Consider the following 23,866-nt stretch of genomic DNA (forward strand, 5'->3'; position numbering starts at 1 on the left):
GCCAAATCGGTCTTTTTTATTCGTATGTTTTTTATAAATTAAACCACTCCAATCGTGAGCAATAAGATTATAGTTGACACATAATTGATCTGATTGATTTAAGGCAGAATCTTTTATAGGCTTTATTAATTCTGTTAATTCACAACGTTCGTTATTAAAAAAACGCCAAGCAGCTTGGGTTTGATTAAACGCTTCATTCCCCTCTAAGGTACTCTTTATACCTGCTGTTAATAAGCTATTGATACTCATGTGTGATTTCACTAATTGATGATAACGACGTACAAGTCGAGATTCTAAGTCCATTTATATTACCTAAGAAATTAAAGATCACATATTAAACATTAATTCCTCTTATTTGTGTAGATACCTATGGGACAAGCCGCGGGACGTAGGAAGGAGTGAAGTGTAAATTTTTACAACTCAACAATTTACCTACATTGTTTTTTCAATATGATTATTTTTAGAAAACACTATAGTTGATCAATCCGCAAAACAAAAAAATTAAAATTAGATCTTGTATTTTAAAAAAAATCGTTGTAAAAATTAATATTAGCAAAATAATTTTTTTTAATTAAATTTACAAAGGTACCATTATGAAATCAAAATTATATTTTTTTGTGAATTTTCTATCAATTTTTATTGTAAGTGAAGTATTTGCGGCAAAAGGGTTAGTTATCAAACTAGAAGTAACCAATACTGCTCAAAATATTATAAATAAAAACATTAGGGTCCCGTCTGGGATGAACGCAAAACAAACAAGTCATCATGTAACAATTGGATACATTGATGCGAATATTCCAGACAAACAGATGGATCAATTAGGAAAACAATTGACTCAAGAACTCCGAAGAGAGTACCCAAAAGCTATTAGATTTAATGTAGCGGGAGCAAGCTTACCTTTTAGAAACAAAAACAACGTTATTGCATTAATTCCTGACAATAAGAATAAAAGTTTTCTCAAAAAAGTTAACAAAAAAACAAATGATATTGTTAAGAAACATCATCATAAACTTAATAATTTAACTCAACCAAATAATTATACACCTCATATGACTATTTCAACTAAACAAAATGATCTTCGGTTCCTACAACGATTAAACAGTTCGATTTCTTTAGTTAAAAAAAGAAATATCAACAATGAACTTTTCTTTAATTTATATTTCAGTTACACGGTTATGAAATAATAATACCCCACGGGAAAGCCCTGAGATCCACTAAGTTCGCCCTCTATCTTCATGACCTAGTTTTTCGATGTATCTACGATATCGTATCCTCGTTAAACCGGCAATCAAAACAAATGATCCTTTACTCAAAATATAAACATAACAATACGTTTTTTTATACATACAAAGTAAGTCAAGAAGAAAAAAATTAATAGTTTTATATTGTTTTTGAATCATTTCGATACAAGACATTATATAACATTTAAAAATACATTGACTTTCAACTCTAAACAAAATAAATATTAACAAATCATACAACACAAACATTAAACAGGAATATAATGAAAAAATATTTGTTTTTTACACTCATAATATCATTTTTTATTAGTGAGTTATACGCCGTTAAACCACGCAATAGTTTTTTTAACAACATACAACAATCAAGTTCTGCAAAACCTAAAATGCCTTTTGAAGGCTTAACGGGATTAAGCAAAGACGGCACAAAAATAGCTAAAATAAATGCCATCGAAAAAAAAATACAAATCATTGATGCTGAACAATCTCACAATGATCAACTAGCTATAATTCAAGAAATTGATTTAAGTAACCATATAACAGAAGATAATCCTTCTGAATTTAGCTCTCCTGAATTTGTTTGCAATGATGAAGCACTCATTGTTCATAAAATAATCAAAAAACCCAAGGACAATTCATCTAGCAGTCAATTAATCCTAATAGATCTTAAAACAGAAGTTTTTACGCCTCTTTTAAAAGAAAACGAATACCCTGATCAATACCATTTTTCAAATCTTAACTCAGATGAAATATTTATTGTTACAGCACCTGCATATTTTAAATATTTAGAGAATTTACAAAAATCAGGTAATCTTAGAGAGAAAACATATGCACTATCAATGAAATCTATTATAGAAAAATCCATCAAAAACAATCTATCACTTATTGAATATTTCAATACAATAATCGAAAAAATAGAAGGAGGATGTTCTCCAGTAGAATATTTCAACGCACTAAAAGGAAAAGCCAAAGAAGAAAATTCCATAGAAGAAAACTCTATATCAGCAATTATAAATAATATAGCAAAAACACTTGAGAAACTCCCCTTTACTACCGTAATGGGAAAAACACTCATTAATCCTATAAAAAAAGGAATTGAAGAAGCAGAAAAATCACTTGCTGAAAATGAAAAAAAACTCCTTGAAATTAACCAAAAAATAGATGCCCTTAATATTGCAGAAGATGATCCTGCTGTTCTTGAAAAAGAATATGAAAAAAAATTCAAAGCAAGAGACAAACTTTCAAAAAAACTTGAAACTCCCAAACTCAAAATCTTTAAAATCAACCTCCGTACTTTTAAACGCACATTGATTGATACTTATCCTTATGGTCGCACTTCTATTGTTTTCAATTCTAAAGACCAAATTATCGGCGCTGAAGACATAAAAAAACAAAAACCTTATGGAACAGAAACACGAATTAGCATTAAAACTGGAAAAAGGTGGAAAAAAATATTCGATATTTCACTTGAAGATTCAAAGGATAAAAAATATCTCTATCTTTCAAATGATGCTCAAAAACTATATTATGTGTCCAGCGAGTTTACCAATTACAAAGCAGCTTATGAATTAGACATTCAATCAGGTGCAAGTAAAAAACTATTAGAGCATCCTGATGCAGACATAAAAGATTTTGTGATTATCAATAAACAAGAACAGCCTAAACTCCACAGATTTGACAGTGCTATTCTTTACAAAATTTGTAAAAATATTCCAAAAGTTTTTTCAAACAACGATGAACTTCAAAATCTCCTTGATCATGTCAACAACCTAGAAACAACTCATTTAGAAGATTGTATGTCATCAGAAACTTTTATGACGCTTGTGCAAGGCAATATCTTTAAAGAACCTGGTATGTTCTATCTTTACGACTTTAGAAATTTGCTGTTGGATAATTTGCTAGACAAAATCAAAGCACCAAAAAAAATAGAACTTTTCCCAGAAGGTAAGATTTTAGCAGAAAACCTATCCCCCATGAATGCATACCAAATTAAATCACGCGATGGATTAGAACTTAATTTTTACGTAACGTTGCCTAAAACAAAAAAAGGCACGTCCTACCCTTTCATCGTTAATGTTCATGGTGGCCCTCAACTACATGATAAAATAAGCTTAAATCCAGAAGATCAATTCTGGGCTGATCGTGAAATAGGTACTGTTCGTATCAATTTTAGAGGGTCAACAGGTTATGGTAAAGACTTCCTTGAAGCTGGTGAAGGCGAATGGGGCGCTAAAATGATAGACGATATTGAAGATGTTGTTATCCATTTAATCAAACAAAACATCATTGATAAGGATCGTGTTGTTATTAGTGGCTTTAGCTATGGCGGCAATGCTGTTTATTCAGCGCTCGCTTTTAAACCTGATTTATTCATAGCAGGTATGGCAGGTGCTGGTGATGCCGATCTTTTCAAAACAATCAAACTTGAACCTTCAGAACCCCTTAAAACACATTGGAAAACACTTATGTTCGGTGACCCAACTATTTCTAAAAAAGATATGTTAAAGGCATCACTTATTCGTTCTCCTCTTCATCATGTTGAACATATCAAAGTCCCTCTTTTGATTATTTCACCTGTTGAAGATAAAATTGTTTTTTACAAACAAACTGAATTAATGCTTAAGGCTTTAAAAGCGCATGACAAAGAATATGTTGCTTATAAAATAAATAAAGCAGGACATGACATGGGTAGTATTGAAAATCATATAGCCCTCCTTGCTATCCAAGAAGAATTCTTAAAACACATCTTTAAGCTTGAAGAAACCGAACCCATTGGTGACGCGCTTGAAAAAGCACCCGATATTGTTTGGGTTGATTAACGTTTACAACAAAAAAACTGTTTCCCTGAATCAATGTGAACCCAAAAAGATCACGAATACACATTCAGGGAAACAAAACTACTTCTTAATAGGATATTATAGCGTCTCGCTTGGTTAAGAGTAGGAATGAGAACGAAGTATAATCTCTTCCTACACCAAACAAATGACGCTCTATTAACCAAAAGTGAAAACACCATCTTTTAAAAGAAAAATTATAAATTTATAAAATAATTTACTAGTTAAAAAATATTATCAATATAATTAAAACAAAAAAATTAAATCATTATAAATCAAAATTTAAATTTAAAAAACTATTTATATTGCATTAATACAACTAAAATGATATCTTTCTTGTAATTTATTTTTGATGGAGATTTAATATGAAAAAAATACAAATGTATATTCTTATGCTTTGTTTTTGTTTAGAAATGCACCAACCTTTATATGCAGCAGATGACGAAGATAAAGATGATAAAAAAAACTATGTTGAAATTAATGTATCTGACTTAAACTTAGAAAGTGAATTTCTACCACCATCAGGACTTATCTATAATGATGCTTACGACCATCAAAAATTTTTATCCAAACCCATTGCAAAAGCTAAAGCAATTGGCAAAAAAGCAATCCCTATTCTCCCCTACATAATTATACCTAGTCTATATCTTGGGTATAAATACTATTCATCCACGACATGCGATCCCGATGCAGAGGAAGAATGCGACTTAGATAATGAATTTTCTATCAGCAATATAGGAAGAACTACTTTCGATATTTTGGGAGGCTCCTATTTAACTGCAGGCCTTTTTAGTGAAAAAATTCAAACAGTATTTACCAATCTAAAAAACAAACTTTTACCTGCATCTTTACAATCAGGAAATTATGCAAAAATATTAAAATACCAAAAAAAAATGGATGAAAGATTTGCTGAGGGCAAAATTACAGAAAAAACAAAAAATATATTTTATAGCTTCTTAAAACAATATAAAGAACTTTTAAAAAGAACAGATGAAGATAATGAAGACGCTAAATTTTGCTTTTCTAAATTAAAAGAAATATACAAACTTCCTAGCAATGTTAAAGTATTAGATTATACAATTATTAAACCCCGTCTTGAAAAATTACTCGAAACATATCCAGAAGAGATTCAAGATAAAGCGCGAGAAATTGTTCAAAAAATTGTTCTTTCTTCACATTCATTAAAACCAAAAAAAATAATTATTTGTTTTTATGGTTCACCAGGTACAGGCAAAACACATCTAGCTCAAAAACTTGCTGAAATTCTTGAGCTTTCAATGACTTACTTCAAGCCATCCTCATCTGGAGCAGAAAAAATGATTGCTCAAAATATTGATACTGACGATCATGAAATAATGCTTGATTTATTTTCACATAAAGAAAACAATCATCTGAATAATATCTTGTTTATAGACGAATTTGATTGCTGCCTAGATAAAGACAATAAACATCACTTTGCGTTTCGTGATTTTTTTACAAATGTATGTGAAAAAAATCAGCTATATTATAAATCTGCTAAAATCTACAATCTTGATATCGATATGTCCTCAGCCATTATTATTATGGCCTGCAATAATTTACCCAAAGATGCTGCAATTTTTAGTAGAATTCCCGTTATAGAATTTAAAAACGTGCCCATAGAAAAACAACTTCCTATAGCATTCAATACTTTTAAAGAAGGATTAAAAAACTATAGACTACCTGAAGAAATAAAAGAAGAGAACGAAAAAGTTCTACAGGAAATCGTTAACAAAAATACTTTTCCAGGCGTTCGCGTCTTAAAAGACATCGTCGATCAATATGTACTACATCATGCAAAACTGGCATATTTGCCTGATGAAAACTTTAATCCATTCAATGTTGATATTGCTTATAAAGACTATGAACGGAATGAGCATACTAAAAAAGATGAACCTGAAAACAACAAGTATTAAACAAAAGAAGATTGCTGATTTAATTGATTATACCCAAATAATCTGAAACTACCGTTTTTAGCCGATGACCTTTGGTCGCTTTTTGAACCAAAAATTTCTAAGGTAAAACAATTATCTGTCGAAATTTTCGGCATCAAAAATCACCTCAAATCTCATGTCTAAAAATCGGCATTTCCAAATCATTTGGGTATATAATTACTTATTATTTCATTAAATGCTTTATAGATCCCGCGGGTTTTACCGCGGGAAGTAGAGGGATCTGGGATTTTCTTAGAATTCCACACAACCCTTAATCAGCATTCGAGCCATTTAGGCTCTCATTGATTCAGGGAAACAATTATGTGTTGATAGCCAAGTATATTTTTTGTCCCACAGATTGATCGATCAATTGTCTTTGAAATTTGGTTGTCTTTTCGCAACAAAAGCAGCCATTCCTTCTTTTTGATCATTCGTTGCAAAAGTAGATTGGAACAAACGACGTTCAAAACGAATACCTTCAGACAAGGTTGTTTCGTAAGCACGATTAACAGATTCTTTAATCATGAACACAGAAGGTTGAGAGAAAGTTGCTATTTTTTGCGCTACATTAAGAACTTCTTCCGCAAATTTAGCCTGTGGTACAACACGGGACACAAGACCTGAACGTTCAGCTTCTTGCGCATCAATCACGCGTCCTGTTAAACACATTTCCATCGCTTTTGCTTTACCAATGACACGTGTCAATCTTTGAGTACCGCCAGCACCAGGCATTGTTCCAATGGTCACTTCAGGTTGTCCAAATTTAGCACTATCGGATGCTATAATAAAATCACACATCATCGCAATTTCACAACCACCACCTAATGCATAACCTGAAACGGCTGCAATAATAGGCTTACGACATTGACTTATTTTTTCCCAAGTTTTAGTGATAAAATCTTCTTGATAAGCTTGGGGATAATTTTTATCTGCCATTTCTTTAATATCGGCACCGGCTGCAAAAACTTTTTCACCACCTGTTATGATTGTTACCCTAATATGTGGATTATTTTCATTTTGCTCTAAAGCTATGCCTAATTCTTGTGTCAACTCATTTGAAAGGGCATTTTGAGCATTGGGACGATTAAATGTGATAATCCCAACATTACCTTTTTCTTCAATAAGAAGCGTATTAAAAGACATTTTTTCTTGAACTTTACGCGCTGTGTTTGATTGTGTGGACATTTTTTTCCTCAATTTATTTTTAACTCAAATCATTTCATATTGTGCCTAAGAAAACGAAGGATGAAAGCAATTACATACATCTTTTTAATCTCGTTTATGTCAAACTTAAAGTTCAACATCACACACAATTTAAAACAATACGAGTCTATTCTGCACGAAGAATTGAAAACAGGCAATACTCACACAAAATTTTGTTACTTTTTTAAACTTTCACTTGCCAAAAGATTGTTTATCTTGCATTTTATTATTAGGGGGATAAACAAGAATGCAGGGCAAAGTTATTACAATTTATGGTGGATCTGGTTTTCTAGGACGCTATATCACTCAAGAATTAGCTGAATTAGGCGCCATTATTCGCGTTGGCGTACGCTATCCTGAAGAAGCTGCTTTTTTAAAACCTATGGGATCTGTCGCCCAAATAACGCCTATCGCCTTTAACATAACATCCCCTGAAACAATAGATGCGCTCGCCAAAGATGCTGACATTCTCATTAATTGTGTTGGTATTTTATCAGAATCGAAGAATGCACATTTTAACGATATTCACCATAAAGGTGCTGAATATATTGCGCTTGCCGCCCAAAAACAAAATGTTGAACGCCTTATTCATATCTCGGCCTTAGGCGCTAATTTAAATTCACCCTCTATCTATGCTCAATCAAAAGAAAAAGGTGAAGCCGCCATTGTTAAAATCTTTCCTGACGCCACCATATTAAGACCAAGTGTAGTCTTCGGTTCAGAAGATCAATTCTTTAATCGCTTTGCAAAAATGGCTCAATTATCACCCTTCATACCGCTTATTGGCGGCGGTAAAACAAAATTTCAACCCATCTACGTCAATGACATTGCACATTTTATTGCCGCCTGTCTTTCAAAAGATGAAACAAAAGGTCAAATTTTTGAACTTGGTGGTCCCAAGATTTATACATTTAAAGAATTAATGATCCAAATGCTTCACGATATAAATCGTGAAAATAAATTTATACCTATTCCCTTTTCTGTGGCCAAATTTTTAAGTTACATCCTTCAGTTTTTTCCCGGCAAGCCTTTAACACCCGATCAAGTGGACCTTTTAAAATCTGACAATATATGCTCTGGCACCCTACCTGGACTTTCTGCTTTAAACATTCGCCCAACACCTTTAGAAATTATAACACCTGCTTATCTATCACGTTATAGACCCGGTGGACGTTATATTCGCAAAAAATAACAAATACAAAAAACAATACAACAATATTAATTTATACAAAATGTTAAAAAAAACAAAAATATAGTAAATTTTAATAATTATCAATTTGTTTAAATTAATTATTCACCAACGCCTAGGTTTTGCAACCATATCATTATCCATAAGTTTAATTGCTTATCCTATAATTTGACAAAAAATATAACTTTAAATTATAATAAAATAGTGACCGTTACACAAAAACAACCAAAAGGATGGAATCATGAAAAAATTCTTTTTTCTTTGTTTATGTTTTTTTTCAATAGAAACATTGCTTTTGCTGCCTAAAGCTTATGCTGAGATTATAGAGCTAAAATACGGCATAAAAGTTGAACCATCATCTCCTATGACTGAAGGTGCTATCAAGGTTGATCTTGAAGAAGTAAAAACATTTAACGATTTAAGGAAAAAAGTATCTGCTCTGCATAATGTTAATCTAGATAATCATGGAATTCTTTTTGCTGGTTTTTTTAAGCCTCCATATAAAAATTTAAAAGATTCAGGAGTAGTTAATAATGATACTATAGGATTTTTTATAAATTCAGAATATCAGAAAATGCATTGGGCACAACAATTTCAAACTCAAATAGATAAAAAAAAATCCAATCCCAAATAGAACTGTTTTTCTTTAAATTTAAAGAAAAGCTTTATACCAAACAAAAAAACCTCAACACCAAGATCAATCATCAACACAAATTAATAAGGTAAATTCCTAATACAAGAAAATATGACAGTTGCCATCACATAAGGTGGCTCGTCTGAAAGCGCTAAATCAAGTTGCGACAAAAATCCATTCGGGGTCTTTTCATGCATAATTTGCAGCGCAAGATTATGAAGTGTTAAATAAGGCTTACGATTTTCTTCTGCACGAATTTCCATGTCAATCATCTTGATACCCGATCGCAATCCTAGCCCAAGCGCTTTCGCACAAGCCTCTTTAGCTGCAAATCGTAAGGCTAAACGTCTTATAGGATCTTTTTGACGAAAAGCATATTCCTGCTCAAGGGGCGTATAAACACGATCTAAAAAACGCTGTTGATGTCGTTCATAAAGAGGCTTTATGCGCCTCATATCCAATAAATCGTTACCTAGTCCTAGTATCAAAAAATAATTCCTTTTATAAAACTGCTCACCTTATGGACAAATTAGTTGTCAAGCTTCCGCTTCCGGTACTCATGTACAAAGAAGTACACTCCGTTCCAGTTCTCAGCTTTCCTAGACTTTGCCCCATAATCTGAACAGTTAATTCTAAAAACAACCTACACAAATTATAGAGCAAAATCTAGAAAGAACTAAAATCGAAAAGAAAAATCATGACAATGTATTTAACCCAACACTCTGGATAGTCTCACCAATCAATTCAGCATGCGTCTTTTCATTGACAATCCTATATCATCCAATTCGCCTTGCAAAGCCTTACTTGCTTTATCTCTCTCTTCAAGGTCTTGATTTTCTTGACTTATTTCAAATCTTTTAACCTCTTGAAAAATATTAGTAATCTCGTCAACAAGCTCTATCATTTGTTCTTGTAATTGATTTAATTCTTTATGCAACCCACTTTTTTTCTCCTCAAAGGAAATAATATATTGTCCGTAAATAGCACCATCATAATGAACTTCATTTAAAACTGTTTTTGTTTTAAGTTTCTGCTGCAACGCATGATCATCTTCAAGATATTTCACACGATGCTTCAAAGCCTCAATCTCGTGCTCAAGCGCACGTAATTGTGCACGTCTTTCGTCTAGGCGCCACCGATGGAGGCGTATTAAATTTTTTAAATCTTTCACGTTGCATTCCTCCCGAGGATTTTTTCAAGTTCCTTATAGCCATCCTCTAGGGATATATTATTATTTTTATCTTGGGCTAAAAATTGCTCTAAAGCTGGATTAAGATCAATCGCCACATCAACTTCTTTCGATGTGCCACGGCGATAAGCCCCTAAGCGTACAAGCTCTGCCATATCATCATAAAGACTTAAATGACGTCGCGCATCAGTGATTAATGCATTTTCTTCAGCACTATTGCAATCGGGCAATACCCTCGACAAACTACGCAAAATATCAATGGCTGGAAAACGGCCGCGTTCAGCAATTTTTCGATTTAAAATCACGTGACCATCCAAAATACCACGAACGGCATCTGAAATAGGCTCATTCGTATCATCCCCTTCCACAAGCACCGTAAAAAAGGCCGTAATATCACCTTGATTTTGCATGCCCGGACCTGCGCGCTCCAACAATTTAGGCAATTCTGAAAAAACAGAGGGCGTATATCCTTTTGTTGTAGGCGGCTCCCCCAAAGACAAACCAATTTCACGCATCGCCATTGCAAATCGCGTGACGGAATCAAGAAGACACAACACTTCCAATTCTTTGTCTCTAAAATATTCAGCCAAAGAAAGTGTCAAATAAGCCGCTTGACGACGCATTAAAGGTGACTCGTCAGATGTTGCAACAACAATAACAGATTTCTGAAGCCCCTCTTCTTTTAAATCTTTTTCAATAAATTCATTGAGCTCCCGGCCCCTTTCACCAACCAAACCCACAACATTCACATCTGCTTTAGAATAACGCGACACCATCCCTAATAAGGTTGTCTTCCCAACACCTGAGCCTGAAAAAATACCCAAACGCTGTCCACGGCAGCATGTTAAAAAAGTATTCATCGCCCTTACGCCTAAATCAAATTTTTTGCCTAATCGACGTCGTTCATGTGGCATCGGTGGAGAGGCATGAATCGCATAGCCTTCCTCTCCCTTCATCAAAGGGCCCTTCCCGTCAACAGGCTCTCCCAACGCATTAATAACACGCCCTAACCATGAGACATGTGGATAAATAATACCCTCTTGAGGCGCTATCGTTACAATGGACCCAACACCAATTTGTTGTATTCTTTTAAAAGGCATCGCAATAGCGTAATTTTCATCAAATCCAATAATCTCACAAGGATGTTTTTCACCATTTTTTGATTCAATAAAACAATAATCACCTAAAGATAAAGCACGCGTAATCCCAGCAATTTTAATTATAAGCCCCTGAATGCCTGCAATTTGACCTTTTATTTCATGCGGCGAAATATGTTCGATTTCTTTGAGTAATGATAAAAAGGGATGAGATTTAAACATTTTTTATCCAATTGATTTCGATTGGTTTTTACTATCATACTCAAAAAATATATTTTTAACATCTTGAAAGAAAGTTAAATTTAAGAGACCATAAACATAAGGGTGCTTCTCAAGAAAGACTCAATATAAAAGAATACGAGGAAACGCATGCGCATTTTATTAATTGAAGACGACAAAGCCTTAGCTTCATCCGTTGAAGAAATGCTTAAATCCGCAAGCTTTGTTGTTGATTCCTGTGAATCTGCAACAGAAGGTTTTGAATATGCGATGGCTTATGAATATACGCTTGTTGTTCTGGATCTTATGCTTCCCGACACTGACGGATATACGTGGCTTAAGAAATTCCGGGAAGCACATCACCACACACCTGTTCTGATCCTTTCCGGACTTTCACAAAAAGACAATATCATCAAGGGGCTGGGCATTGGCGCCGACGATTACATCACGAAACCCTTCGACAAACGTGAATTACTAGCGCGTATTCATGCGCTCATAAGACGTAGCCGTGGTATTTCGAATCCAATTGTTAAAATTGGCCAAATCGCACTCGATTTAAACGCAAAAACAGTCACTATTGCAAATAAAGCGATTGAACTTACAGGCAAAGAATATGGACTTTTAGAAATGCTTTGTCTTCGCAAAGGAAGCGTTTTAAGCAAAGAAACATTCTTGAACCATCTTTATGGTGGGATGGACGAACCACAAGCAAAAATTATAGATGTCATGATTTGTAATTTACGCAAAAAAATAAACAAATATGTCGGCAGTGATATTTATATTGAAACTGTTTGGGGCAGAGGCTACACAATCCGCGATCAAGAAGACGAACGTGTGAAACTTAAATCACAAGCGCTTGCAAGCGGCAGTGGTCATGTAAACATAGTTGAGTTCAAGAAAAAAGAACTTTAAAAAATTTTTACCCCCAGGGCTACTTACTACTTCCCGCGACTGTTCCTACTCCGACGACCCCTTCCTTCTTCCCGCGACTTGTTCGCGGGATCCATTGTGCACAAGATAAACAAAGGATATATTTAAACATATACAATCACTTGTCCGAAAGTCTACAAAATGTCTCTAAACCCTATTTTGATCGATTTACCTGAACAAATTGAAACAAAACACCTTTTGCTTCAAACGCCTAAAGCAGGATTTGGCGAAAAACTACATGAAGCAATTTTAGATGGGTATGAAACAACAAAAAATTGGGTCAATTGGCCAAACACATTACCAACTGCTTTAAAAGTCGAAGAAGATTGCAGAAACCATCATGCGGAATTCATCCTTAGAACATTCATTCGTTACATCATCATTGAAAAGGCAACATCAAAAATTGTAGGTCGATGCGCCTTCCCTTCCTTTCAAACAAATTGGGCAATTCCACAATTTGGTATTTCTTATTTTATTCGTAAAGATTCACAATCAAAAGGCTATGCAACTGAAGCTGCTCACGCCATGGCAGTTCTTGCTTTTCAAACGTTAAAAGCGCGCAAAGTTGAAATTTATGTCGATGCTGAAAATTTAGCAAGCTGCCGTGTTCCTGAAAAACTAAATTTCAAACACGAATACACACAAAAAGGTGGCTGGCCCAAACATAATGGTGAATTAACCGAACTTAAAACCTATGCCATTTTTGACGTAAACGATCTTTATAAAGCGAATATTAAATATTAATCTATGAGACAAAAAAAATCTTACGAGGCCTACATCCAACGAATTTATGGAACAATTTTTAATAACATTTTAGAAAAAAATGTTAAGCAAGAGATCTATTCGTTGCACATACGACAATTCTTCACTAGATCCATTATCTGGATTTTGTTCTTCCTCAGGCAAGACTTGACCAATATCATTAATTTCAACTTCATCCAACTGGTCTTCACCGATCATTGCATTTGCTTGAAATGCATAAACATTAAACACCATAAAAGAAATTAATATCGATTTATTCATTTGATATCCTTTGTTAAGTAATTATTAAGAATTCAATCCCAGCCTAATTGTTCTTTAATATAAGAAAAATCACTTGCATTAATCCATCCATATTCACGAAAAACATTCAACAAAATTGTTTGGTATGCTTTATTATTAAAATCAAATGTTGAATATTTCAATCTTACTAAACGAATATACTCACAAATTCTAAGATATTTTAAATTTACGAGTGCCTTTAATTCATTATCATCAGAACATACATAATCTGGCAACCTATCATCAGCAATATCCGCACAAGGATAGGTTTCTGATGCTTGAATAATCAAAATTTCATCGTGCAATGCGCCCGTATATTTATGAAGTTTAAAACCATCAATTTTTTGCAATGGCTCTGTTTTAATATCTTTTGGCGCATATCGTGAGCCTAAAATAGTAACTTTTATAGGTGCATTAAATCTATCAGGCATATCAATCACCGAAAATCGAATAGCTTGAAGTAGGTTGTTTTTACTATCAATTGTAGTCATGAGTCCATTTGAAATTTTTTTTGAAAAACATAATTCTTCAAAAGTTTGTTTTCCTGGTATTTCAAGAATATAATTAAATGATACAGATTCTGATATGTTTGTTAAATGTGCCGCAGAAATTTCTATCCGCCCATCAACATATATAAAACTAGGCGTAATTATTTCACCTGTATGATTGTTTTTAAATTTAAGATATTTATAATTTTCAACTGCATATGGACCTTGTGCTTGCATGCTTAACCGAATTGGAATGCTTTTTTCTTGCTCCTTAACAATCGAAGTATATTTACTCTTAATTTGCTCAACAACCTCTTCTATATCATCAAGAGCACATTCATCACATTCACAGCAACTTTCATTTATTTCATGAGCATTACTCAAAGAAAAATTTAAAAAAAAAGACAAAAAAAGAACATAGAATTTTTTCATAGCAACCCTCGTGAAACTTAAATTTGAATAGACATAACTTGCAATTAATTAATTCAAAAATCAATAGATTTTTTCTTATATATCCTACAATTAAATTTAAATTCAAACAACATATTACAACTTTAATCGAATTAGCAGCTAATTTAGCCATGAAATACAAGGACGACAACAATCCCTAAATACGCTATAATACTACAATACATAAAACCTTAAACGGATAAATTGGTGATTTGCTATATATGAGTGATGAAAATGCATTAGACAAACATGTTCGCACACAAGAAAATGGTGTTAGTTTTTACGTTAAAATTACACCCCAAGCACCTCAAAACAAAATTGGTCTTTGGTGCCAAGCATCTGATGATTCCTGGTTTTTAAAAATAATGATTAAAGCAACACCTGAAAAAGGAAAAGCGAATCAAACCCTTATTCAATTTCTTGCAAAAACATTTAAAATACGCCAAAGTGCAATTTCTATTCTTCATGGTAATACTGACCGCATGAAATTATTGCTGATTGAAGGAGACTCACTTATCCTTAAAGATCTTTTGGGGAGATATAAATGACGCAAACGCATGTAATTGACGGCAAAGAATTCGCAGCTTTACTAAAAACAAAGATTGCAAATCAAATTTTAAATTATAAGCAAAATTTTACACCAGGCCTTGCTACAATTTTAGTTGGGACCAATCCTGGCAGCCAGATTTATATCAAAAATAAAATTAAAACCTCTCATGATTTAGGCATAAAATCATATCATTTGGATTTACCTGCAACAATTTCAGAAATAGCTCTTTTATCTGAAATTAAAACATTAAACGACGATCCAAATATAGATGGTATTTTAGTGCAAATGCCATTACCTGATCACATAGATGCAAATAGAATTATCAATGCCATTGATCCCCAGAAAGACGTCGATGGATTTCACCCTATCAATGCTGCTGCCCTTTATATGAACCAAAAAGGACTTTATCCTTGCACACCCATGGCCTGTATTTATTTATTAAAACAAACACTTAGTTCTTTACGTGGGCTTAAAACACTTGTTATTGGTCGCTCCATGATTGTAGGTAAACCCCTATCACTTATGCTCCTACACGAAGATGCAACAATCACCATAGCGCATTCACAAACCATTGATTTAAAAACACTCTGTCTTGATGCAGATGTAATAATAGCTGCAATCGGTAGACCTCATTTTTTACGAGGATCCTGGATTAAACCAGGTGCTGTTATAATCGATGTTGGTATCAATAGATCTCAAGATCCAGACTCCAAAAAAATTATGGGTGATGTTTGTTTTGAAGAAGCCTTAGGACACGCAAGTGCAATCACCCCTGTACCAGGGGGCGTTGGCCCCATGACCATTGCTTTTTTAATGTATAATACATTAAAAGCTGCTTGTTTGAGACGAGGATATGAAGTGCCTGACATGTTTTAGTTAAGTGCTTATCTTAATCTACCTTTTCACCATCAAGAACAATTTTTAAGACATTATCATCCATAAATTCAATAAGAGCATGCATATCATCCGAATTTCTAAGCACGACTTCTTGATACAACGAATCACATTGTAATTTAATATGCTTACAATTCGAGAATTTCTTTTTAAAATTATCCAGACATATCTTTATAATATTTTCTTTATGATCCAACGATACATAATTGATCCACCATGCAGATGTTATAAACCCTGCATCACTCGTTTCCCATTTATAAGGTGTTTCACCCGCAAGTGCCAACATAACAACAAGGTGATAAAAATCTACTTCATATTCACACCTTGGACTACAATTTGAAACCATATCCACTGCAATATTTAAACAACGCATCAAAAAATAATCTGTAGATGCAAGCGATCTTTCAACATTAAAAATAACATCTTGGGAATTTTCATCACCTTTTATATAGGCTTTAGCACCCGTTCCGTTTAATGGAGATTCAATAATTGTCCATCCATCCACATCCGTGGTTATTTTTTCTGCATCATAACCATCTTGTTTTTGCATTGCATCAAGATTAAATGCATAAGTACCAATAGCTAAAAGTACAAATAAAAAGATATTCTTTTTCATCATAATTCCTTACCTATTCATCGAAAATCTACTTATAACGATATAGAAGTATTTTATATTTTCAATATGTAATCTCAAAATATAGATAAAAATGAGCATAACAATATGGCATGAGGATTATAAATTGAGAAAAAAATCGTTTATTAAATTATTCTACTTGACGCATAAGATAGTGCCACAACAAATATTGTGGCACACATATACCCAAATAATCTGAAACTACCGCTTTTAGTCAATGCCCTTTGGTCGCTTTTTGAACCAAAAATTTCTAAGGTAAATCAATTACCTGTCGTAATTTTTAGCATCAAAAAACACCTCAAATCTCATGTCTAAAATTCGGCATTTCCAAATCATCTGGGTATAATAAAAATTAATCTAAACTCACTTTTGCAAAATAAACACTTGTTTTATCTTCATGGGAAGAATAATAACTCACCCAAAGAAAATTATCATGCCAAAGCATGCCTGCATAACTTGTATCATCACCTGAAGGAAGCGTTAAAAACTCATTAAGCTTCCCATTTTCAGAGTCAACCCAAGCAAGTGCTGTGCGTGCTGTAATTATGTTATCTTTGCGTTCAAGAATACGCACAGCTGTTACAATCCTACCATCTTCTAATTGCAGCATTTGAGGGGCATGAATTCGAAGATCAAGCTTTTTCCATGTCCATTCTGCATAAGGAGGATTCGCTGTACCAAGTAATCCATTATAGGTATTGGGTTTTGCTTGGAGCTGACCCTCTTTGTTTTCAAAGATTTCACCTTCGCAACGTAAAAGACAAATGGCCTTTTCATCGGGTTGAAAAATAAGAGCAGCTTCACTAGGATGGGATTCTTCACAAAGTTTAGATTGAATCGTCGAATAATTTATACCATCTTGGCTTTCATAAAGACGTGTATATGTCGAGGCAGCGAATCTACCGCCAAAAGCATCATCGCCAAGAGCATCATAGCCAATATTATAGAATTTGTTATGATGAACTACAGGACGCCATAACCAAACATTATCTTCGTTAAACGTTGTTTCTGAAGTCCAATTCGTTCCGTCATTTGACACCCAGATAGGTGATTTATAGCGAGGGTTACTTCCTTCGGACAAGGTAATACCCGCAATAATCATTAATTGTCCCTGTGGTGTTACGATAATCTTTGGATCGCGCAGATCACCCTCTGGCGATGTAAGACATGCGACAGAATCCCAACTCAATCCATCTTTTGATGCCAATACACGTATCACGCCATCAGGTGAAATATGGTCGTTGCCTTCACGAAAAACACAAAAAAATTGGTCATTATAACGTACTAAATCCGTGAAGGCATTATGGTCGCCTTGATCCCAAATTTTTTGACAATGTTCCAATTTTACAGCCCAAAGATGATTGGTTGCAATAATAGAAAAAAACCTGTAAGAAAAAAAGAATATTTCATTTCAATACCCTATAGATTGTTTTTATATTATTTATAGTAAGATTTTTTATAATTAAATCAATCCTATTTTAGATTAATCAACAGGATAAGTTTTATTTTATACGCGCTGTTTGATTTTCAGATTACTGTTTTCTTGAATTTGACTTCGAAGCCTTTAAGATGTCAAGTCCCACAGAATAAGACACGTTGTAGATAGATTTCGAATTAAAATATATTTTTCCAATAAATTGATCGAGTTTACATTCCTAGAAAGCAACATCACTCAAAAATATCTTATTTGAGCATATTCTCAAGTCACGTTTTAATCATTGGCCATTCCGTGTCGATGATAGAAAAATAGACACTATCTCTTACCCTTCCTGAAGCTGTAATCAAATGTTTGCGAAAAATACCCTCTTCAACAGCACCAATGCGTAGAATTGCCTTACGTGATTTTTCATTAAGAGCATCAGTTTTAAATATAACCCGAATTACGTCCATTTTTTCAAAAGCATAAGTTAATAACAACAATTTAGCCTCAGTATTAGCTTTAGTGCGTTGATACATAGATGTAAGCCAGGTTGAACCAATTTCTAGTCGCTTATGTGACATAACTATATCCACATAACGGGTACACCCAATGACTTGATTGCTCACTTGATCAATAATAACAAATGGTAGCGCAAAACCTTGAAGCTGCTCGTCAAGTGCTTTTAAAACATAATCGCGCATATGGTCAATTGTTGCTACAGGAGAAGGTATCCATCGCCAAAGTTCAGACTCCAAGCCAACATGGGAAAGCGCTTCAACATGATCAATCTTAAGAGGTTCAAGACGAACAACTGAGCCACTGAGTGTTACAGATTCAACGTTCATTAGTTTTACAGAATTCATCATAAGCACCGATCAAGAAATTATCACATGTTAAAAAATATTCTTTGAAAAAAAAAGATTAGAATAAAAATCGCAAGCAACAAAACTCATGCAGCTGATAACAATAAAAATTCGCACCCATTAGGAGAAGCAACAGTTTGATCTATACTTTTTGGATCAGAAATAGATACAAACCCTTGTTGAAGACTATATCCATTTTGAATTAACTCTCCCTTAAGAATATAAATAAACTCTGCTTTATCATGTTGATGTTTTGGAAAAAATGCTCCAGGCTCAAACTTAACTAATTGCATCGCATAACCATCAGATACACCAAGATCTTTTACCCACACACCATTTGCAAAATTTGAATGGCGCCACGTGAGATGATTGACATCTAATACATTTAAACTCATTTTAAATAAATACTTTTTAACGAGATTATATTGGAACTTAAAAACAAGGCATAAAAAAAGCCCGTTTCCGGGCTTTATTCATAGATCAAAGATAAAACTATGCTTTTGCTTCTGCAGCAACAACAGGTTTATCATCTTTAAATGGGTTTTTAGCATCAACATCACGATCAACAAGTTCAATGATCGCCATAGGTGCTGCATCACCATAACGGAAACCCGCTTTGATGATACGTACATAACCACCTGGACGATCTCTGTAACGATCTGCAATCGTCGAAAAAAGTTTTTTTGTTACATCTTTGTCAAACAATTTTGAATCTGCTTGACGTCTATGATGCAAAGTGCCTTTTTTACCAAGTGTAATTAATTGCTCAACGATTGGACGTAAATCCTTCGCTTTTGGCAATGTTGTTTTAATTTGTTCATGACGCAACAATGATGTCGCCATATTCGAAAACAAAGCTTTACGATGCTCTGAAGTTCTATTTAATTTACGCCCACTAACGCGATGTCTCATGTGACTACTCCGATCGTCTTATACAAAAGGTTCTTCTAATTTCTTTGACAGTTCTTCGATATTTTCAGGCGGCCAACCTTCAACCTTAATGCCCAATCGAAGTCCCATAATAACCAATAGTTCTTTAATTTCATTTAAAGATTTACGTCCAAAATTCGGTGTTTTAAGCATTTCTGCTTCAGACCGTTGAACCAAATCACCAATATAAAGAATATTTTCATTTTTAAGGCAATTCGCAGAGCGAACAGATAATTCAAGTTCATCAACTTTACGCAATAAATTACGATTAAAGGGTAATTCACTACGATTTAATTGCTCTGATTTAATTTCAGGCTCATCAAAATTAATAAAGACTTGAAGTTGATCTTGAAGAATACGTGCAGCATAAGCTAAAGCATCTTCAGGGCTAATCGTACCATTTGTTTCAATATCAAGTGTTAATTTATCATAATCAGTCACTTGACCAATACGTGTATTATCAACATGAAATGCAACTTTTGTCACTGGCGAGAAAATTGAATCCATTGGCATCAAACCAATAGGCGAATCTTCTTTACGATTTTGTGCCGCTGACACATAGCCTTTGCCAGAATCAATCGTAATTTCCATATCAATTTTTGCGCCTTTATCTAAAGTGCAAATAACAAGTTCTGGATTAACAATTTCAAGATCATGGCCAGTTTCAATCATAGAAGCTGTAACAGGGCCTGGTTTGTCAGCTTTAAGCTTAACTTTACGTAGGCCACCACTAATCGATCGCACTGCCAAATTCTTCAAATTCAATATAATGTCTGTTACGTCTTCACCAACACCAGGAACGGTTGAGAATTCGTGTAAAACACCATCAATTTGAACAGCCGTTGGCGCAGAACCTTGAAGTGATGATAATAAAATGCGTCTAAGAGCATTCCCGATTGTATGGCCGAAACCACGTTCTAATGGTTCAATCACAATCGATGCTGTTCTTCTGATGTCATCACTTGTTTTGACATCAAGCCTTGATGGCTTAATTAATTCTTTCCAATTTTTCTGTATCACTGTTCAAACCTCTTACCCGAGATATAAAACCAATTTGTATGGTTCTTCACTTTATACACGACGTCTTTTGCGTGGACGGCAACCATTATGAGGGATTGGCGTTACATCACGAATAGACGAAACTGAAAGACCTACAGATTGTAAGGCTCTTAATGCTGATTCGCGTCCAGAACCAGGTCCTGAAACTTCAATATCAATTGTTTTCATGCCATGTTCCATTGCTTTTTTACCAGCAATTTCAGCTGCAATCTGTGCAGCAAAAGGCGTGGATTTACGGGATCCTTTAAAACCATTTGCGCCAGAAGATGACCAAGCAATAACGTTTCCTTGCTCATCAGATACTGTAACAATAGTATTATTAAATGTTGCACTCACATGTGCTACACCTACCGCAATATTCTTTTTTTCTTTTTTTTTCAAACGTGTTTGAGTCGTTTTAGCCATAATCTAATCCATTAAGAAATGTTATTTCTTTTTACCAGCAATCGCTTTTGCAGGCCCTTTGCGGGTACGCGCATTCGAATGAGTTCTTTGTCCGTGAACGGGCAAGCCTTTACGATGACGTAATCCACGATAACAGCCTAAATCCATAAGACGTTTAATGTTCATAGAGACCATGCGTCTTAAATCACCTTCAACTGTATAGGCAGCATCAATAATTTCACGTATTTTTAAAATTTCTTCGTCCGTCAATTGATGGACACGGCGTGATTCCTCTATCTTCGCCTTGTTACAAATTTCATTTGCGAACTTTGGACCAATACCATATATGTATCTTAGACCAATAACTACACGCTTCTGAGAAGGAATATTAACGCCTGCAATACGCGCCACTTGTATCTCCTTTAAATTAAGTTACTTAAACTTTACCTTTTCACGGGTGAAGTTTGATTTCAATTCATTCCCCAAACAATATGGGGCCGGTACGAACATATAGTCAAATACATTCTGCGCCGGTTCACTGTTTTTCTGAGCTTTTTCTTAAAAACCTTCGTTTTAAAAACTAAGTCAAAAAATTACGTTCACTAAACTGATGCTGATTTAGGACTAACCTTATCAGCGTTTAGTAAATTCTCTATCCGATTAGATACAGTTTCTACGTCCGTATTGCCATCAATCTGATGCAATTTACCCATCCCTTGATAATAAGGAATGAGTGGAGCTGTTAGAGTACTGTAAACGTCAAGTCTTTTCAAGATAATTTCTTCATTATCGTCTTGACGGTGTATAAATTCTGTGCTGCCACATTTATCACAAACGCCAGACACCAAGGTAGGGTTTGTTTTATCATTATAAACATGACCACATTGAGCACATGATGTGCGTGAAGAAAGCCTAGAAACAATGTAGTTTTTATCAACATTGATCTGTATCACATGTTCAATTGTCAATTTTAAATCAGCAAGCATGTGGTCTAAATCTTTCGCTTGGCTAATTGTTCTCGGAAAACCATCAAAAATAAAACCTTTATTGCTTTTTGATGATTCAAGTAAATGCTGCTTCAAAATATCAATGATAAGAATATCAGGAATAAGTTGGCCAGCTTTCATAATTTCAGCAAGTTTTGAACCGAGTGTTGTTCCCTTAGAAACTTCCTTACGGCACAATTCGCCTGTTGATATATGCTGTAGATCAAACTTCTCAGAAAGAAGAGCAGCTTGTGTACCCTTCCCGCTTCCCGGTGCACCCAAAAGAATTATATTCATTTTACCTACCCTTTAATTTAGCCTTTTTAATAAGGCTTTCATATTGTTGAGCAATAAGATGTGAATAAATTTGCGTGATCGTATCAATAGTCACAGACACGACAATCAGCAAGCTGGTACCACCAATGGTGAACGGAATCGCATATTTTAACCGTAAAAGCTCAGGCAAAATACAGACGAGAACAAGATATAAAGAACCAACAACAGTTAGACGCGTTAAAACATAATCAAGATAATCTGCTGTATTTTTACCTGGTCTAATACCTGGGACAAAACCACCATTTTTACGAAGATTTTCAGATGTTTCTTGCGGATTGAAAACAATTGCCGTGTAAAAGAAGGCAAAGAATATAATAAGCAGTGCAAGTATGACTATATAGAGAGGTTTACCCTGCCCTACCCAATTCAAAAAGAAGGATTTAACTGGTCCCGGTGCTGTTTGATCACCAAAAGCCATAATAGTCATAGGAACAGACAACAAAGCAGAGGCAAAGATTGGAGGGATAACACCCGAAACGTTCAGTTTCAATGGCAAATGAGTTGACTCAGCTTGTAATGCACTACGTGGCCCTGCTTGACGTTGTGGGTATTGGATCAAAATACGTCTTTGCGCACGTTCCATAAAGACAACAAAAGCAACAACACCTAAAGCTAAGATCAATATAGCGATGATTGCAATTGTCGATAACTCGCCTGTTCGACCTAACTCAAATAAAGTCCCAAGACCAGAAGGAATACCGGCAACGATACCTGCGAAAATAATGAGCGACACACCATTACCAATACCACGAGAGGTAATCTGTTCACCCAACCAAACGAGGAACATTGTACCACCAACAATGGTGGTAACCGCAATTAATCTGAAAAAGTAACCAGGCTCCATGACAGCAGAACCTGAAGAACCAACCATCGATTCAAGTCCTACGGCAATACCATAACCTTGAAGGGCCGCCAGAAAAACCGTTCCATAGCGTGTATATTGATTGATTTTTTTTCGTCCTGATTCACCTTCTTTTTTTAAGGCTTCAAGCTTCGGTGAAACAGTTGTCATCAATTGCATGATGATCGATGCAGAAATGTAAGGAAAAACGTTAAGAGCAAAAATGGTCATACGACCAAGAGCACCACCAGAGAAAGTATCAAATATACCGAATACACCACTTTTGTGTTTCGTAAACACTTCAGCCAACACACTAGCATCAATACCAGGTATGGGAATAAAAGTACCTAGCCTATAGATGACAAGCGCCAATAGGGTAAACCAAATGCGTTTTTTAAGCTCAGTCGCTTTCGAAAAAGAGCCAAAATTAATATTCGAGGCAAGACGTTCTGCTGCTGATGCCATTATAAATACTCTCTTCCCATCTGTTTACCCTTGCAAATCA

At 34.5% G+C, this 23,866-nt stretch carries 27 protein-coding genes; 9 read left to right on the plus strand and 18 right to left on the minus strand.

Translation table 11 applies throughout. From position 1 onward, the window contains the following. A partial coding sequence (locus Q8L85_05685; protein MDP1724175.1) for a transposase occupies nt 1-303 on the minus strand: 303 nt, incomplete at its 3' end. 290 nt (nt 304-593) lie between these two features. Here Q8L85_05685 and Q8L85_05690 point away from each other — a divergent pair. The 3 genes from Q8L85_05690 to Q8L85_05700 all read left to right on the plus strand — a co-directional run bounded on the left by Q8L85_05690 (nt 594) and on the right by Q8L85_05700 (nt 6,006). Beyond that, entirely contained in the window at nt 594-1,184 is a 591-nt protein-coding gene (locus tag Q8L85_05690; GenBank protein MDP1724176.1) for a 2'-5' RNA ligase family protein, read from the plus strand. A 320-nt stretch (nt 1,185-1,504) separates the two neighbouring features. Beyond that, nucleotides 1,505-4,057: a prolyl oligopeptidase family serine peptidase gene (locus tag Q8L85_05695; protein MDP1724177.1), complete on the plus strand. Its 2,553-nt coding sequence runs from the start codon at nt 1,505-1,507 to the stop codon at nt 4,055-4,057. A gap of 380 nt (nt 4,058-4,437) precedes the next feature. Then, complete coding sequence (locus Q8L85_05700) at nt 4,438-6,006, plus strand: AAA family ATPase (GenBank protein MDP1724178.1); 1,569 nt, start codon at nt 4,438-4,440, stop codon at nt 6,004-6,006. On the opposite strand, the gene Q8L85_05705 is transcribed toward Q8L85_05700, so the two are convergent. Together Q8L85_05705 and Q8L85_05710 are read right to left on the minus strand one after the other, a co-directional pair. Then, nucleotides 6,003-6,140: a hypothetical protein gene (locus Q8L85_05705; GenBank protein MDP1724179.1), complete on the minus strand. Its 138-nt coding sequence runs from the start codon at nt 6,138-6,140 to the stop codon at nt 6,003-6,005. The genes Q8L85_05700 and Q8L85_05705 overlap by 4 nt on opposite strands. Before the next feature lie 250 nt (nt 6,141-6,390). After that, nucleotides 6,391-7,167, minus strand: a complete 777-nt coding sequence (locus tag Q8L85_05710; protein ID MDP1724180.1) for an enoyl-CoA hydratase — start codon at nt 7,165-7,167, stop codon at nt 6,391-6,393. 307 nt (nt 7,168-7,474) lie between these two features. Here Q8L85_05710 and Q8L85_05715 point away from each other — a divergent pair, with 307 nt between their 5' ends. Next, a complete protein-coding gene (locus Q8L85_05715) occupies nt 7,475-8,419 on the plus strand; it encodes a complex I NDUFA9 subunit family protein (protein ID MDP1724181.1) in 945 nt (314 codons plus the stop codon). A 238-nt stretch (nt 8,420-8,657) separates the two neighbouring features. After that, nucleotides 8,658-9,050, plus strand: coding sequence for a hypothetical protein (locus tag Q8L85_05720; protein ID MDP1724182.1), 393 nt, complete (start codon nt 8,658-8,660; stop codon nt 9,048-9,050). Nucleotides 9,051-9,130: 80 nt separating this feature from the next. On the opposite strand, the gene acpS is transcribed toward Q8L85_05720, so the two are convergent. The 3 genes from acpS to fliI all read right to left on the minus strand — a co-directional run bounded on the left by acpS (nt 9,131) and on the right by fliI (nt 11,558). Beyond that, nucleotides 9,131-9,538, minus strand: coding sequence for a holo-ACP synthase (gene acpS, locus Q8L85_05725; protein MDP1724183.1), 408 nt, complete (start codon nt 9,536-9,538; stop codon nt 9,131-9,133). Nucleotides 9,539-9,789: 251 nt separating this feature from the next. Continuing rightward, complete coding sequence (locus Q8L85_05730; protein MDP1724184.1) at nt 9,790-10,221, minus strand: hypothetical protein; 432 nt, start codon at nt 10,219-10,221, stop codon at nt 9,790-9,792. After that, nucleotides 10,218-11,558 (minus strand): flagellar protein export ATPase FliI, encoded by a 1,341-nt coding sequence (fliI, locus tag Q8L85_05735; GenBank protein MDP1724185.1) that lies wholly within the window; start codon nt 11,556-11,558, stop codon nt 10,218-10,220. Before fliI ends, Q8L85_05730 begins: the two co-directional genes overlap by 4 nt. A 147-nt stretch (nt 11,559-11,705) precedes the next feature. Here fliI and Q8L85_05740 point away from each other — a divergent pair, with 147 nt between their 5' ends. After that, nucleotides 11,706-12,467, plus strand: a complete 762-nt coding sequence (locus Q8L85_05740; GenBank protein MDP1724186.1) for a response regulator transcription factor — start codon at nt 11,706-11,708, stop codon at nt 12,465-12,467. Between the two features lie 159 nt (nt 12,468-12,626). After that, on the plus strand, nt 12,627-13,229 hold the full coding sequence (locus tag Q8L85_05745) for a GNAT family N-acetyltransferase (protein MDP1724187.1): 603 nt from the start codon (nt 12,627-12,629) through the stop codon (nt 13,227-13,229). Nucleotides 13,230-13,298: 69 nt separating this feature from the next. Here Q8L85_05745 and Q8L85_05750 read toward each other — a convergent pair whose 3' ends face one another. Next, the gene (locus tag Q8L85_05750) at nt 13,299-13,508 is read right to left on the minus strand and encodes a hypothetical protein (protein ID MDP1724188.1); all 210 of its coding nucleotides are present in this window, start codon (nt 13,506-13,508) and stop codon (nt 13,299-13,301) included. Between the two features lie 32 nt (nt 13,509-13,540). After that, nucleotides 13,541-14,446: a hypothetical protein gene (locus Q8L85_05755; GenBank protein ID MDP1724189.1), complete on the minus strand. Its 906-nt coding sequence runs from the start codon at nt 14,444-14,446 to the stop codon at nt 13,541-13,543. Nucleotides 14,447-14,685: 239 nt separating this feature from the next. On the opposite strand from Q8L85_05755, the gene Q8L85_05760 reads away from it, so the two are divergent. Further along, nucleotides 14,686-15,012, plus strand: coding sequence for a DUF167 domain-containing protein (locus tag Q8L85_05760; protein ID MDP1724190.1), 327 nt, complete (start codon nt 14,686-14,688; stop codon nt 15,010-15,012). Continuing rightward, nucleotides 15,009-15,890, plus strand: coding sequence for a tetrahydrofolate dehydrogenase/cyclohydrolase catalytic domain-containing protein (locus Q8L85_05765; GenBank protein MDP1724191.1), 882 nt, complete (start codon nt 15,009-15,011; stop codon nt 15,888-15,890). Before Q8L85_05760 ends, Q8L85_05765 begins: the two co-directional genes overlap by 4 nt. Nucleotides 15,891-15,903: 13 nt before the next feature. On the opposite strand, the gene Q8L85_05770 is transcribed toward Q8L85_05765, so the two are convergent. From Q8L85_05770 to secY, 10 genes are all read right to left on the minus strand, one after another. Further along, the gene (locus Q8L85_05770; GenBank protein ID MDP1724192.1) at nt 15,904-16,524 is read right to left on the minus strand and encodes a hypothetical protein; all 621 of its coding nucleotides are present in this window, start codon (nt 16,522-16,524) and stop codon (nt 15,904-15,906) included. A 370-nt stretch (nt 16,525-16,894) separates the two neighbouring features. Further along, on the minus strand, nt 16,895-17,884 hold the full coding sequence (locus tag Q8L85_05775; GenBank protein ID MDP1724193.1) for an exo-alpha-sialidase: 990 nt from the start codon (nt 17,882-17,884) through the stop codon (nt 16,895-16,897). A gap of 362 nt (nt 17,885-18,246) precedes the next feature. Beyond that, on the minus strand, nt 18,247-18,825 hold the full coding sequence (locus Q8L85_05780; protein ID MDP1724194.1) for a GNAT family protein: 579 nt from the start codon (nt 18,823-18,825) through the stop codon (nt 18,247-18,249). Between the two features lie 86 nt (nt 18,826-18,911). After that, entirely contained in the window at nt 18,912-19,220 is a 309-nt protein-coding gene (locus tag Q8L85_05785) for a cupin domain-containing protein (GenBank protein MDP1724195.1), read from the minus strand. A gap of 97 nt (nt 19,221-19,317) precedes the next feature. After that, nucleotides 19,318-19,737, minus strand: coding sequence for a 50S ribosomal protein L17 (gene rplQ, locus Q8L85_05790; protein ID MDP1724196.1), 420 nt, complete (start codon nt 19,735-19,737; stop codon nt 19,318-19,320). Nucleotides 19,738-19,755: 18 nt separating this feature from the next. Next, entirely contained in the window at nt 19,756-20,775 is a 1,020-nt protein-coding gene (locus Q8L85_05795; protein ID MDP1724197.1) for a DNA-directed RNA polymerase subunit alpha, read from the minus strand. A gap of 51 nt (nt 20,776-20,826) precedes the next feature. Beyond that, nucleotides 20,827-21,219, minus strand: a complete 393-nt coding sequence (gene rpsK, locus Q8L85_05800; protein ID MDP1724198.1) for a 30S ribosomal protein S11 — start codon at nt 21,217-21,219, stop codon at nt 20,827-20,829. 21 nt (nt 21,220-21,240) lie between these two features. Further along, the gene (rpsM, locus tag Q8L85_05805; GenBank protein ID MDP1724199.1) at nt 21,241-21,609 is read right to left on the minus strand and encodes a 30S ribosomal protein S13; all 369 of its coding nucleotides are present in this window, start codon (nt 21,607-21,609) and stop codon (nt 21,241-21,243) included. A gap of 191 nt (nt 21,610-21,800) precedes the next feature. Continuing rightward, nucleotides 21,801-22,481, minus strand: a complete 681-nt coding sequence (locus tag Q8L85_05810; GenBank protein MDP1724200.1) for an adenylate kinase — start codon at nt 22,479-22,481, stop codon at nt 21,801-21,803. A gap of 1 nt (nt 22,482) precedes the next feature. Continuing rightward, the gene (secY, locus tag Q8L85_05815) at nt 22,483-23,826 is read right to left on the minus strand and encodes a preprotein translocase subunit SecY (GenBank protein ID MDP1724201.1); all 1,344 of its coding nucleotides are present in this window, start codon (nt 23,824-23,826) and stop codon (nt 22,483-22,485) included. Nucleotides 23,827-23,866: the final 40 nt, after the last annotated feature.

Source organism: Alphaproteobacteria bacterium (genome assembly GCA_030680745.1).
In the GTDB taxonomy this organism is placed as follows: domain Bacteria; phylum Pseudomonadota; class Alphaproteobacteria; order JAUXUR01; family JAUXUR01; genus JAUXUR01.

Bases quoted from the DNA above. Each gene is read 5' to 3' on its own strand.
- Q8L85_05740 (MDP1724186.1), top strand. From the start codon at position 11,706: ATGCGCATTTTATTAATTGAAGACGACAAAGCCTTAGCTTCATCCGTT.
- Q8L85_05765 (MDP1724191.1), top strand. From the start codon at position 15,009: ATGACGCAAACGCATGTAATTGACGGCAAAGAATTCGCAGCTTTACTA.
- Q8L85_05780 (MDP1724194.1), bottom strand. From the start codon at position 18,825: ATGAATTCTGTAAAACTAATGAACGTTGAATCTGTAACACTCAGTGGC.
- Q8L85_05720 (MDP1724182.1), top strand. From the start codon at position 8,658: ATGAAAAAATTCTTTTTTCTTTGTTTATGTTTTTTTTCAATAGAAACA.
- Q8L85_05690 (MDP1724176.1), top strand. From the start codon at position 594: ATGAAATCAAAATTATATTTTTTTGTGAATTTTCTATCAATTTTTATT.
- Q8L85_05785 (MDP1724195.1), bottom strand. From the start codon at position 19,220: ATGAGTTTAAATGTATTAGATGTCAATCATCTCACGTGGCGCCATTCA.
- Q8L85_05745 (MDP1724187.1), top strand. From the start codon at position 12,627: ATGTCTCTAAACCCTATTTTGATCGATTTACCTGAACAAATTGAAACA.
- Q8L85_05770 (MDP1724192.1), bottom strand. From the start codon at position 16,524: ATGAAAAAGAATATCTTTTTATTTGTACTTTTAGCTATTGGTACTTAT.
- Q8L85_05710 (MDP1724180.1), bottom strand. From the start codon at position 7,167: ATGTCTTTTAATACGCTTCTTATTGAAGAAAAAGGTAATGTTGGGATT.
- Q8L85_05700 (MDP1724178.1), top strand. From the start codon at position 4,438: ATGAAAAAAATACAAATGTATATTCTTATGCTTTGTTTTTGTTTAGAA.
- fliI (MDP1724185.1), bottom strand. From the start codon at position 11,558: ATGTTTAAATCTCATCCCTTTTTATCATTACTCAAAGAAATCGAACAT.
- Q8L85_05755 (MDP1724189.1), bottom strand. From the start codon at position 14,446: ATGAAAAAATTCTATGTTCTTTTTTTGTCTTTTTTTTTAAATTTTTCT.
- rplQ (MDP1724196.1), bottom strand. From the start codon at position 19,737: ATGAGACATCGCGTTAGTGGGCGTAAATTAAATAGAACTTCAGAGCAT.
- Q8L85_05705 (MDP1724179.1), bottom strand. From the start codon at position 6,140: ATGCCGAAAATTTCGACAGATAATTGTTTTACCTTAGAAATTTTTGGT.
- Q8L85_05760 (MDP1724190.1), top strand. From the start codon at position 14,686: ATGAGTGATGAAAATGCATTAGACAAACATGTTCGCACACAAGAAAAT.
- Q8L85_05715 (MDP1724181.1), top strand. From the start codon at position 7,475: ATGCAGGGCAAAGTTATTACAATTTATGGTGGATCTGGTTTTCTAGGA.
- rpsK (MDP1724198.1), bottom strand. From the start codon at position 21,219: ATGGCTAAAACGACTCAAACACGTTTGAAAAAAAAAGAAAAAAAGAAT.
- Q8L85_05810 (MDP1724200.1), bottom strand. From the start codon at position 22,481: ATGAATATAATTCTTTTGGGTGCACCGGGAAGCGGGAAGGGTACACAA.
- Q8L85_05695 (MDP1724177.1), top strand. From the start codon at position 1,505: ATGAAAAAATATTTGTTTTTTACACTCATAATATCATTTTTTATTAGT.
- secY (MDP1724201.1), bottom strand. From the start codon at position 23,826: ATGGCATCAGCAGCAGAACGTCTTGCCTCGAATATTAATTTTGGCTCT.
- Q8L85_05750 (MDP1724188.1), bottom strand. From the start codon at position 13,508: ATGAATAAATCGATATTAATTTCTTTTATGGTGTTTAATGTTTATGCA.